11 protein-coding genes are annotated in these 11803 nt (G+C 32.2%); 2 read left to right on the top strand and 9 right to left on the bottom strand.

Translation table 11 applies throughout. The features are described 5' to 3' along the window. Positions 1-61 precede the first annotated feature (61 nt). The gene (locus AC2A1C_RS10520) at positions 62-1495 is read left to right on the top strand and encodes a M20/M25/M40 family metallo-hydrolase (RefSeq protein ID WP_484025665.1); all 1434 of its coding nucleotides are present in this window, start codon (positions 62-64) and stop codon (positions 1493-1495) included. A gap of 18 nt (positions 1496-1513) precedes the next feature. Here AC2A1C_RS10520 and AC2A1C_RS10515 read toward each other — a convergent pair whose 3' ends face one another. After that, positions 1514-1756 (bottom strand): hypothetical protein, encoded by a 243-nt coding sequence (locus tag AC2A1C_RS10515; RefSeq protein ID WP_484025664.1) that lies wholly within the window; start codon positions 1754-1756, stop codon positions 1514-1516. A 307-nt stretch (positions 1757-2063) separates the two neighbouring features. Continuing rightward, the gene (locus tag AC2A1C_RS10510) at positions 2064-3092 is read right to left on the bottom strand and encodes a ligase-associated DNA damage response exonuclease (RefSeq protein ID WP_484025663.1); all 1029 of its coding nucleotides are present in this window, start codon (positions 3090-3092) and stop codon (positions 2064-2066) included. A 178-nt stretch (positions 3093-3270) separates the two neighbouring features. On the opposite strand from AC2A1C_RS10510, the gene AC2A1C_RS10505 reads away from it, so the two are divergent. Beyond that, entirely contained in the window at positions 3271-3687 is a 417-nt protein-coding gene (locus tag AC2A1C_RS10505; RefSeq protein WP_484025662.1) for a SpoIIAA family protein, read from the top strand. A 31-nt stretch (positions 3688-3718) separates the two neighbouring features. On the opposite strand, the gene AC2A1C_RS10500 is transcribed toward AC2A1C_RS10505, so the two are convergent. The 7 genes from AC2A1C_RS10500 to AC2A1C_RS10470 all read right to left on the bottom strand — a co-directional run bounded on the left by AC2A1C_RS10500 (position 3719) and on the right by AC2A1C_RS10470 (position 11457). Beyond that, on the bottom strand, positions 3719-4558 hold the full coding sequence (locus tag AC2A1C_RS10500) for a dienelactone hydrolase family protein (RefSeq protein ID WP_484025661.1): 840 nt from the start codon (positions 4556-4558) through the stop codon (positions 3719-3721). 70 nt (positions 4559-4628) lie between these two features. Continuing rightward, on the bottom strand, positions 4629-6467 hold the full coding sequence (locus AC2A1C_RS10495) for a hypothetical protein (protein ID WP_484025660.1): 1839 nt from the start codon (positions 6465-6467) through the stop codon (positions 4629-4631). A 90-nt stretch (positions 6468-6557) separates the two neighbouring features. Further along, positions 6558-7439, bottom strand: a complete 882-nt coding sequence (lipA, locus tag AC2A1C_RS10490; protein WP_484025659.1) for a lipoyl synthase — start codon at positions 7437-7439, stop codon at positions 6558-6560. A 249-nt stretch (positions 7440-7688) separates the two neighbouring features. Next, complete coding sequence (locus tag AC2A1C_RS10485; protein WP_484025658.1) at positions 7689-8249, bottom strand: RNA polymerase sigma factor; 561 nt, start codon at positions 8247-8249, stop codon at positions 7689-7691. A 14-nt stretch (positions 8250-8263) separates the two neighbouring features. Continuing rightward, positions 8264-8902 carry an alpha/beta hydrolase gene (locus tag AC2A1C_RS10480; protein ID WP_484025657.1) on the bottom strand — a complete coding sequence of 213 codons (639 nt, stop codon included), beginning with the start codon at positions 8900-8902 and terminating at the stop codon, positions 8264-8266. A 44-nt stretch (positions 8903-8946) separates the two neighbouring features. Further along, positions 8947-9573, bottom strand: a complete 627-nt coding sequence (locus AC2A1C_RS10475) for a response regulator (protein WP_484025656.1) — start codon at positions 9571-9573, stop codon at positions 8947-8949. Next, entirely contained in the window at positions 9574-11457 is a 1884-nt protein-coding gene (locus tag AC2A1C_RS10470; RefSeq protein WP_484025655.1) for an ATP-binding protein, read from the bottom strand. Positions 11458-11803 lie beyond the last annotated feature (346 nt).

Genomic DNA, 11803 nt, shown 5'->3' with positions numbered 1-11803 from the left:
TTTATGTTTTGTATAAATTAATTACTTTTACATAATTCAAATTATTAAAAATTTTCCAGATATGAAATTAAAACTATTTTCAATAATTTCCGTAGTTCTGTTATCGGCTCAAATTTATGCACAGCAAAAGCAAATTTATGCTACTACTGATGCAGAAAATGCAAAAGAACTAAAAAATATCTTTCCTGAGGAAGTTCAGATTCTTGATATTAAAAATAATCAGGCAGCAGTATATATTACCGAAAAAGCAGCTCATCATCTTCATAAAAATGTAATTACACATGGACCGGGTTACGTGTACAAATCTTCGAAAGAAGATGCACTCTCTTCCATTAGCAAAGCTAAAAAAGTAAACAAAGTTTTAGATTTTACCATTTCACAAGATGCTTTGGTGAATACAGCCATCAATCAGGTGAATGCCACAAATATTAAAAATCATATTCAGACTCTTGAAAATTACGGAACACGAAGACATACTACTGCACAAGCAAAAACTGCAGTTCAGGATCTGAAAACGAAATGGCAAAATATGATAACTGCTGCCGGAAGAACGGATATTTCCGTACGAACAGTCAATCATTCCGGAACGACGATGCCTTCTTTAGTTTTAACGATTAACGGAAATACTGCACCCAATGAATATGTAATTGTAGGTGCACACATGGATTCTATTTCCAATACTTCTCAAGCTCCCGGTGCAGATGATGATGCTTCCGGAATTGCTACAATTACGGAAATGATCCGCATTCTTATTAATATGAATTATAAACCTGAAAAAACGGTAGAATTCATGGCTTTTGCTGCGGAAGAAATAGGATTGGTAGGTTCATACGAAATTGCTTCCGAATATGCTTCGCAAAATAAAAACGTGGTTTCATTTGTTCAGTTTGACATGACAAACTATAAAGGTTCACCCAATGATATTTATCTGACAACCGATGATTACAACAGTAATAATTTGAATTTATTTTTAATTGAATTGATGGAACATTACAATGCTTCCGGAACGCATAAAGTAACATACGGAAATACGATCTGTAATTATGGATGTTCCGATCATTACAGTTGGGCAGAAAATGGATATGAATCTGCATTTCCTTTCGAAGCCGATTTTTCGCAGTACAATCCGTACATCCATTCCAGCCAGGATAAATTAGCAAATATGGGAAACAGTAGTACTCATGCTGCAAAATTTGCAAAACTCGGTCTGGAATTCATTATTGAAACGGCAAAATCCGTTACGCTTGCTACCAATGAAATTGCAATAAATGATTTTACCATATTTGTAGAAAACAAAACGCTGAACTACAAATCTACCTACGGATTAATACAACAAATCCAGATTGTAGATACCAGTGGAAGAAAAATTTTAGAAAAAAACAATCTTCTCTCTGTAGGAAAAGTAGATTTGGGAGGCTTGCAAAAAGGATTTTACCTTGCTGTTTTCAAAAATAAAGATGGGAAAACGTTTACTAAGAAATTTATTTTAGAGTAATAAATATCGATATTTATTTTACACCATTAAGGAATTAAGAGGCTGTTTTGTATCATTCAGAACATTACAGTTTTCTGGAATGGCTTTCTGAAGTTCTTCATCACCCATGTTTTTAATTTGAGTAATAATGCTTTTACAAATATCATTCAGTTTTTCTTTAAAATCTTTTGTCATAAAAACCGGACTTTCAGAAACACGGAAAAGATATCTTATTCCGCCTTTTTCTTTAAGTTTGTCAAGATTTTTCTTGAGTAAACTCACTGTTGAATTGTTCTCTGTATTTTGGATTTATAGTCAGTAATTGGTTTCAATAAAGATTTAAAATTGACAAAAATAAGACCACAAAAGGTGCAAAATTTTTAAACATTTAAGTTAAATTTAAAACTGTTAAAAAGCTCATTAAAGAACATTTAAGTTTTGAAAATCAAAGATTTTCTTATGCGAACTTTTATCTTCAACGTTTTTAAACTTAACAAAACCTTTGTGTTTTTGTGGTTTTAAATAATGATTATATAATTCAAACAGCTTCTAAGTTGATGAAGTATTAACGCAATGTCTTAATGGTTTTTTATTCTTCGTCATTCTGAAGGATTTCCTTTTCCTCAATTTCTTCATCCCCAAAAATAGTAGACACCGGTTCTGCATTCAGTTCGATTTCATTGAGATATTTTGCAAAAACTTCGGTTTGTCCGTGTGTTACATAGATTTTTTCGGCTTCGGTTGCTTTCACGGTTTCAAGCAAACCTTTCCAATCCGCATGATCCGAAATAGCAAATCCCGCATCCGCAGATCGCCATCTTCTGGAACCACGAACCTGCATCCAACCGCTACAAATAGCAGTTGCACGTTCCGGAATTTTTTTGATAACGTTACTATCCAACAAAGCTGGCGGAACAATTACAATTTCGCCTTGAGTTTCTTTTATATTTCCATAAAAATCAATGGTTTCATATTCCGGAAGATTGATTCTGACACTTTCAATGGCTTCATTTAGTTTTGCGATGGAAGAGTGAACAAATAATTTCCCAGAACCTTCCAAAGATTTCATAATTCGCTGAGCTTTTCCCAAAGAATATCCTACAAAAACGGAAGTTTTTCCATGATCACGATTTTTTTCCGCCCAAGTCTTCATTTTTTCGGAATAATCTTGTGGTTCGAGCCAGTTATAAATGGGTAATCCAAATGTACTTTCGGTAATGAACTCGTGGCATTTCACCAATTCGAAAGGTGTGGAAATTTCATCATCCTGAACTTTATAATCTCCGGAAAAAACAACAATTTTCCCTTTATATTCCATCCTGATCTGGGAAGAACCTACAATATGACCAGCCGGAAAAAAAGTAACTTTTACATCATTTATTTTCAATTCTTCTCCATATTCAACACTTTGGACATTAATATCGTCACCAATTCTGAGCTTCAAAATCGGTTTTGTAAAATGATGACACAAATATTTTTTCATTCCCCATCTTGCATGATCGCCGTGTCCGTGAGTAATCAAAGCTAAATCTACCGGTCTCCACGGATCAAGATAAAATTTTCCGGGAACACAGTATATTCCTTTTGATGTAAATTGAATAAAAGAATTTTTAATCATGAATATCAAATTTAAAATATTCTGAAAAAGAATGTGATTATTTTTTCAAAAAAAAGAAATCTTTTTCGCAATTAGTTATGTAACTGTTTTAACCAAAATCATGCACGCTTTTTCTTTCTACAGTTTGCAAAAGAAATCATATAAATTATCCCTCAAAATGTGTAAAGCATTAAAAAACATGAATATCTACCTTTATCACCCTAATGAAAAGCAAATTATGATTACTCTACTTTCTGATGCTCCTGATAATGTTGCTGCATTTCATGCACAAGGAGAAGTTACGAAAGAAGATTTTGAAAATCTGGTAATTCCTTATGTAAAGGTGAAAGTAAATATTTATGATGAACTAAATTATTTGTTATATTTGGATACTGATCTGGAAAATTTTACTTGGGGAGCATGGCTGCAAGATGCTTTGTTAGGAATTAAAAATCTGATACGATGGAATCGATGTGCCATCGTTACCGATAAAAAAGGAGTGCAAAATTTCACAGAAATTTTTAGCGTTTTGATGCCGGGAGAATTCAAGGCTTTTCCCAAAAAAAATCTCGCTAATGCATTATTTTGGTGTGCCAATGGAGATGAAAAAAATTGATTAAAAAAATCGCTTTTTCCAAGCGATTTTTTTATTTGAAAATTTCTTTCAAAAATTTCTGGAGTTCAGCCCAAGATTTTTCATCGGCTTCTTTATTATACGCAATTTTCAGTTTAAATTTTTTCCCCATTTCCGTAGCAGCAGGATTTGTAAATGCATGCAAAGCTCCCGGATAATTGATGAAATTATAACTGATCTTTGCAGAATCCATTTCTTTTTTGAAGGCATCAATTTCTTTTTGAGGAATGAAAGTATCGGCTGCTCCGTTCAATACAAGAACTTTTACTTTATTATTGTTGGGTTTTACACCTGTCATCAGATTTCCATGAAAAACGACAGCTCCTTTCAAATCTTGTTCCTGTCTTGCCATATTTAACGCTTGTGCTCCTCCAAAACAATATCCAATTACAGCTATTTTTGATTGATCGGCATTTGCAAATTTTTTGAGTTCAGCTTTTCCGGCATCGAAAGCGTTTTTTCCTATTGAGGCATCTTTATAAAAAGGTTCTGAAAGTTTCCCTGCATCATCCGGATTTTCAACCGTTTTTCCGTCTCCGTAAAAATCAAGAGCCATTGCAAAATATCCCAATTCTGCTAACTGTTTTGCGCGGGATTTTGCATAATCATTCAATCCCCACCATTCAGGAATTACAAAAACTACAGGTTTCAATTGCTTAGAATCTTCTTTGTATGCGACAAAAGATTTGTAGTTTTTACCTTTTGAAGAATAAGTGATCTCTTTTTCTGTTACTTTTGGTGTCTGTGTCTCTACTTTTGTTTTTTCATTTGATTTTTGTTCATTCTTTTTACATGAAAATAATATGATAAAACAAAAAATCAGGATTGGCATAGATCTTATTGAAAGTTTCATATTCTGTATTTTTAATCATATAAATTTAAACAATAAAATTCTGTTTCCCAGTATATAAAAATGCATAATATCAATAATACATTTCATAATTTTGTTCCGGAATCATAATTTTATTTTCTCCCGGTAAAAAATCATCCATCAAAGGAAGAGGAATTTTCTTTTTGAATTTTTTTTGCCAGTCTTTATTTTCACGCTTATCAGAATCTTCTTCGTCACAAATTTCCTGTGAGTAATCGGCGACTACATTTCCTGTAGAAAGATTATAATCCAAACCTGAAAAATAATCGCAAGGTGCACCAAAATTTACTGTAGCTCCAATAAGATACCAATCATTATTCTGAAAACGATAACGATGGGTATAGTTCCATTTTTGCCGACTTCCACCAAAATGATTAATTATGATCGTTCTATTAGAAATCGAAATTCCATCGAAAGGATTGCCCATCATTCCGCCACATTCCGTACATAAAACAGGTGCAAAAGACTGATGCCAAAGTTTCCAACCATTACCTGTTTTTTTGAAAATTGCCAAAGCCTGTCCAAAGCCAAATTCCAGTGAAACCGGAGTTTCAAAAACTGCAACCGCTTCTTCTTCCGGGTCACTATCCAGATTTCCATAGGCTTCTTTTTTTAGCTTCCAGAATTTTGGGGCAAAATCTGCAATTCTTTTGGCTTCGGATTTGGTGATTTTCGTTTCATAATTTCCTTCTTGTACAGCGGTATTGAATTCGTCTATATTTTTCTGTTTCTGTGCTGCTATTCTTGAAATCTCGTTTCTTACTTCTTTTATTTTTTCGGAAATTTTCGGAAAATCAAAATCTCGGATCTTATCTTCTGCGTCAAAATATCTTATTTCACGAATTTCATGTTCCATTAGTTCTTTTGCATTTCCCTTATCTGCTGAAATGTAAAATGTTTTTCTTTCTATCCAATTTCCGAAATCATCGTAATTATATTCGTAAACCGTCGGATTCAATTTATTTCCTGTATATTCTGTAGTTTGCATGAAAATAATATCGCCCTGCTTATTGTATTTTTTAACAATTTTTGAAGATTTTTCGGTTCCAAGCATATGATAATCTTGTTCAATTCTTTCGGAATAATCGCTGTTGTATTCATATTCCGTTTTATTTTCGAGACTTCCGGATTTCATCCATATTTCAGATTTTATAAATCCGTTTTTGTCATAATCATATTTTACATTTCTTCCTTCAATTATATAATCTTCAATTTCTACAGGTAAATACTTTCCTGAAATCCAACTGAACTTCTCTTTTTTAGACTGATACAAAGGTTTAATTTTCACCAATCCGGATTCTCCAAATGTGTAGACTTTTGTGGGAGAAGGAATACTGTCATAGCCAATTTCATTGACTTTAATTTTTAAGCCGCTTTCATCATTCTCTTTTGAATATTTTGTGTAACCCTCATAATCAAAATCTTCATTTTTATACGTACGATATTGAAATTCTTCATCTAAAATTTTCTGAGAATCATAATATAACAAGAAATAATTTTCCACAAACGTATCGCTTCCTTTTTCCGAATAATATTGCAATGTAAGATTCTGAAAATCTTTATCATAGAAAAATTTTTCTTCTCTTTTTATATGATCGTATATGTATTCTTTATAGCGTTTTCGGCCATCTTCTAAATATTCTGTGTACGATTGCAAATAGAAATCTTTGTCATTACTTTTTTTCACTTTTTTGAAATTATCTCTTTCATTTTCAGCTTTGTAGAGACTTATGGAATATACCGCTTTATTTGTACGGAAGTTTGCTTTGTCTTCATTTGCATTCGATATACAATCATTATCCAGATTTGCATTAATTTTTTGAAAGTCAATTTTTTGCGAATAAAAAAAGCTAAAAAACAAAGAAAGAATTAAAGAAAATACATGTTTCATCAATTTTGATTTTTTATATAAAAGTAAAGAAAATTAACAAAAAAAAGAACGCTACTAAAAAAGTGCGCTCTTAAAAAATATAATTTATTCTTAATGAATATGTTTTTCCGCATGATAAGAACTTCTTACAAGTGGTGAACTTTCCACATGGCGGAAACCAAGATTTCTTGCAAACTCTCCAAATTCTTCAAATTCTTCCGGAGTGATGAATCTTTTTACAGGAAGATGTTTTTTGGTAGGCTGCAAATATTGTCCTAACGTAATGATGTCCACATCTGCATTTCGGATATCTTCAATGGTTCTAAAAACTTCATGCTTTTCTTCGCCCAAACCAAGCATTACTCCGGTTTTGGTTCTACGTTGTCCTGCTTCTTTCAGGTATTTCAAAACACCTAAACTTCTTTCGTATTTTGCCTGAATCCGAACTTCGCGAGTCAATCGTTCCACCGTTTCCATGTTGTGCGAAATTACTTCCGGAGCTACTTCTATCATTCTGTCCAGATGTTTATGAATTCCTTGAAAATCAGGAATCAACGTTTCCATTGTTGTTCCCGGAGAAATTCTGCGAACTGCATTCACGGTTTCTGCCCAAAGAATGGAACCCATATCTTTCAGATCATCCCGATCCACAGAAGTAAGAACCGCATGTTTAATTTTCATTAATTTGATGGAACGTGCTACTTTTTCCGGTTCGTCCCAATTGACATCCAAAGGTTTTCCCGTTTTCACACCACAAAATCCGCAACTTCTGGTGCAGATATTTCCCAAAATCATAAAAGTTGCCGTACCTTCTCCCCAACATTCGCCCATATTCGGGCAACTTCCGGACTGGCAAATGGTATTGAGCTTATATTTATCTACCAAACTTCTGAGTTCGCGATAGCTTTTTCCTGTCGGAAGTTTTACGCGAATCCATTTTGGTTTGTTAGTAATGGTGTCTTGTCCCAATGTTTCTTTTACTGAACCTTCCATCTTCAAAAATAAAATTCAAAATTACGGAATATTTTATTAGGTGTATAAAGACTATAAAAATCGGATTGATTTGTTTTTTCTATTACTGAAAAAAACTGTAAATGCATTATTTTAACATAAACTCGGCGGAAAATAGGCAATATCATTTAACGCAAAGTATTAATTTTATTTCAAAATAAGTCTTTATCTATTTTTTCAAAACAACATATTCCAACAGCTCATTTTCAATAAAATGCTATCGAGTTCACGTTATTCTATTTCAAAATCATTGTCTTTCAGAAGCTGAGCCAGTACTTTCTTTGCACGCATAATTCTGATTTTGGTATTGGCTACCGAAATTCCCAATTCTTCTGCAATTTCTTTGATGCTTTTCTCTTCAAAAAAACGCAAACGAATAATATCCTGATAATTAGCATCCATAGATTCTACAATGTTTTGCAGTTTTTGCTGGTCTTCTTCGGAGATCAATAATTCTTCTGGAGATTTAGCAAACTGATTCTTTACATCTTCAAAATCTTCCTGAGCATCTTCATTGTCCCTGCTTTTTTTTCGCCAATAATCAATAATGGTATTTTGAGCAATTGTAAGAATCCAGGTTTTAAACTGAAAATCGGAATCGTATAATTCCAATTTAGATAAAACCTTTGAAAATACATTTACGGTAATTTCATCAGCTACATTCTGGTCATGAACTTTCTTGATAACAAAGGAAAAAACATCTACCCAAAATTCATTGATGAGTCTGGTTTGCGCCTTCTGATCTCTGTTTTTAGCAGAAATGATGGTATTATGAAGTTCATGCTTTTTCATTAATTAACAAAGGTTTATTTTTTGAAAAATTCCATTAAATCCATATAATTTTTCTGATTGACTGCATGGCCGCTCATATATTCTCGGAAAGTAAAATAGCATCCCAAATCATACAACAAATCCGCCGCTTTTCTTGACCAATCCAGAGGAATTACAGCATCATCCGTTCCATGAGAAACAAAAAACCTCAAACGTTCTAATTTCTTTTTCTCTTTCACAATATTTGTCAAAAGTTTTTCCTCAGGATAACAACTTAAACAGGCTACTTTTGAGAACAACTGAGGCTGAGACAAAGCCAATGCATAACTCAGAATTCCACCCTGGCTAAAACCACAAAGATGAGTTTCATTCTCCGTGAGTCCGTATTTATTAGAAATTTCTAAAATATTTTTCAGCAATGCATTTAACGATTTATTGGCTTGCGGAACATCTACCACTTTTTCAATATCCATAAAATCAATATCATACCAAGAATAGCCTTCAAAGTCGGTATTTTGTGGAGCTCTAAAACTTACAACAATCCAATCTTCGGGAAGTGTGGGAACAAAAGAAAAGAGATCCTGCTCATTGCTTCCATATCCGTGAAGCATAAATAAAATGGGAGTTTTAGGTGTGATTGTCGCAGGTTCGCGAACGAGATATTGTAATTCCATTAGACAAAGATAATTGAAAAATTAGAAAATGTTACCAGCTTTGATTAGATCATCTTATTCTGAACTGAAATACGAATGAGCTCTGCTGTATTTTTTGCCCCGAATTTTTGCATCAGGTTTTTGCGATGTGTATCTATTGTTAAAGGACTTAGAAATAATTCTTCTGCAATTGTATTACTGGTTTTACCTTCCATTACAAGTTTCAGAATTTCCTTCTCACGCTTGGTAAGTCTTGGTATAGGATGAAGCTCACTGGGTGAAGGTTTGCTAATAATTTTTTTGACTCCATTACAAAAAACAATATTTCCTGAAAGAGCATCTTTTATACAATTTGTAAGTTCTTCCACAGTGGCATTTTTCAGAAGATAACCATTAGCTCCATTCTGAATGCATTGGATAATAATGCTTCTTTCTGAATGATTACTCAAGATAATAATGGAAGTTTCCGGAGATTTTTTTTTGATTTCAAGACAGAGATCAATACCACTGATATCCGGTAATGTAATATCAAGCAAAATTATGTCTACAAAATTATTTTCGATAAATGATAATATTCCTCTTCCGTCTAAAAAAGTTCCCAATACTCTGAAGTATTTTTCATGCATCAGCATTAATTTTAAACCTTCAATTACAATAGGATGATCATCTACTATAGCTATACTGATATTCATTTAAGCTGCATTGATATTAAGTTCTATATTTATAGCAGTTCCTTCGTTTTCTTCGGAAATTATTTCCATTTTTCCTTTAAGGAAATGTACACGATTTCGGAGATTGCTCATTCCCATTCCGTGTGTATTTTCCGATTTTTTTATTCCTTTTCCATTGTCTTCTATTGCAATAATAAATTGATTATCAGATTGTGAACATTGCAACAAAATATTGTTGGCATCAGAATGTTTCACCGCATTGGAAAGTAACTCCTGAATAATTCTATATACATTGGTCTGAAAATACATAGGGAGATCCTTTTGAATATTAATAGCCTGAAAATCGATAACAAGATTATCTTTTGTATAAAAATCACAAAGATCCTGTAATGCTGCTTCCAGACCAAAATTGAGCAAACTTTCCGGCATCATATTTCTTGCTATTCTTCTTAATTCTGAGACTGAATTATCCAACTGAGTTAATACTTTTTTAAAACCTGGAGATTGATTTTCAGCGAGGTTATTAGAAGACCAACTGGATAAATTAATTTTTAAGCCGGCAAGCATCCCACCCAAACCATCATGTAAATCTTTTGCGACACGTTCTCTCTCCCTTTCTTCGCCATCTAAAATCGCTTTTGCCATTTTCAATTCTTCTGCCTGCTGTATTTCTTTTAGTTTCTGTTGAAGATTAATTTCTCTTTGCTCTGAAAATTTTTTATTCTTTTTATAATTCAGAAAGATCAAAAACACAAGACATAAAAATAGAATAGATGTAAGCCCTAAAATCCATATATATTTATTCTTTTTATTGATCTCTAATTGGTTTTTTACCAATTCCCTTTCTCTTTCAGCTTTTTTATATTTCGCTTCAAGAGTAGCTATATTCTTATGAATTGAAATGGTATTAAGACTATCAACAGATTTTAAATATTGTTCTGCATATAAATTAGCTTTTGCTGTGTCTTTCAAAGCGGTATAATTGGAGGAAATCTCTCTCAACGCTTCTTGCTTATTTTTTTGAAAGAAAGTGCTTTTGTAAACGTCCTTAAATAATTCATTAGACTTTTTATATTCTTTCATTCTTTTATTGAGATCTGCTTCAAACAATTTTATTCTTTCTGCAATAACAGTATTTTTGTATTTTTCAGCATTAGCCTTTCCTTTGTCAAAAAAAAGTATAGCTTCAGGATAGTTTTCCAATTTCATATTATAATATCCTAAAGTGCTATAATATAGAGAATAAAAATTGGATTCGGGATAATCTTTAATCATAGAATAGGTTTTATCCAATTCTGCTTTTGCATCATTCATTCTATTTTGTCTAATCAAAGCATCTGCCTTTACTAAAAGGGTTTCTCCCATTATTCCTTTGGACTGTGGCGTCTGATTTTTCAGTTTATTTATAGATTTTTCAGCCAGATTCATATACTCAATGGTCTTACTATAATCTTTAGAATTATAAAATAAAATCCCAACACCTTTATACAAACTACCTGTAAGCTCATGATCTCCAATAGATTCTGCTATTGGCAAAGCCTTTTTAATGAGAATATTCATGGATTCTACTTCCTTATTCTGCATAATCCTCAATATTGAAAGGTTTTGAAACATGATGATTCTTATTTTTTTTGCCTCATTACTTTTATATTTTTTCAAAGCAGATTCAATTTTTACAAAATCATTTTCAAGAATACTTAATCCATCCGGTTTTGTAAAATTTATAAGAGTCTGATAATAAAGTCCTATGTCTTTGTATACTGGGTTACCTTCGGAAAATTTTAGCCCTTGTTTCAGGTATTTTTGGTAATTTTCCAAATCCTGTCTCATAATATAGGTAGCGGCAATCTGATAGGATTTAATAGCTTTCAATGTATCTACCGTTTCTTTATTTGTAGCGATCACCAAGCTGTCAAAATTTTTGTTGTTTTTTTTCTCAAGATAATAAAAATACTGAGACCTGACTTTTTGTATACCAAAAAATACTATTATAAGTAATAATATGATTTTTTTTATCATGTCGAAATAATGGATTGCTTTAATCAAAAATAAAAAATACTGTTTGAAGAAAAAAATACTACAAAAACTTTTTTTTATGTTACAGTATACTAAAATTAATAAATTATAAAAAAATACCTAAAAATAGGTAGAAAAAAACACTGGGTTTTAAGGATTGTTTATTGAGGTATGCCAAGATAGTTTTGTGGATATAAACTGTGAATGTTTATATGCTAAAGAATACTAAAAAAAC

This window comes from Chryseobacterium sp. HNCC26DJ241, assembly GCF_057180505.1.
This window is presented reverse-complemented; position numbering and strand designations above follow the sequence as displayed.